The sequence below is a fragment of the Arsenicibacter rosenii genome (assembly GCF_001870735.1).
GTDB lineage: Bacteria > Bacteroidota > Bacteroidia > Cytophagales > Spirosomataceae > Arsenicibacter > Arsenicibacter rosenii.
In genome coordinates, this window is sequence record NZ_MORL01000219.1 from 1 (window position 1) to 707 (window position 707).

Annotated in this window: 1 protein-coding gene; it reads right to left on the reverse strand. The window is 32.8% G+C overall.

Annotated features, from left to right (window positions below; all coding sequences use genetic code 11):
* Positions 1-629: class I SAM-dependent methyltransferase (locus tag BLX24_RS30935; RefSeq protein WP_071506941.1), on the reverse strand; the 629-nt coding region annotated here is incomplete at its 3' end.
* Positions 630-707 lie beyond the last annotated feature (78 nt).

The window sequence follows — 707 nt, forward strand, 5'->3', positions numbered from 1 at the left end:
TATTTTCGATCAAAATACATTTGTTCTTCTTTTGTTCTTTTTGTAATAACTATGCAATTTTGTCCATAAGTAATTGTTGATATATTTAGCGTATTCTGAACCTTGGAAAACTCCTGGTTAATCATGTCCTGGCAAATACTGATATTTTTCATTAAATTAAAATTCCCAATCTGGTATCCATATAATACGGCGTTGGGATGCCAATAATTAGTTTCTATATCTTCAATTATATATGTGCCACCTTCTTCGAGAAGATGTTCAAATAAATAGCAAAACGTATCAAACTGATGCTTAGGGTTATGACTACCATCATCGACAATTACTCTGGCAGACCCTAATTGATTTACAATTTTCTCTAAATCATTACGATTGGATTGATCAGCTTTAATCACCCTGCATCTGTCATTATAAACCATTTCAGTATTAATATCAATGCAAAAGAAATTACAGGCGGGAAAATATTCACACCACATTGCAACTGACTCTCCTGAGCCATAGCCAATTTCCAGTAGGTTGAATGCTTCATCCCGCATTTTGTCTAAAAAAGAAGGATAAAAAAAATGATAACCGTGATGGGTAACTTTATCAGTACCAGCCTTATAGCCTAGTTCAAGAAATGTAGGTTTCATCGTTTTATGGTTATTATAAATGTCTGTTTATGATAAAGCGTACTCAATAACTTCCTTCATTTGAAATTTTGCCATTGT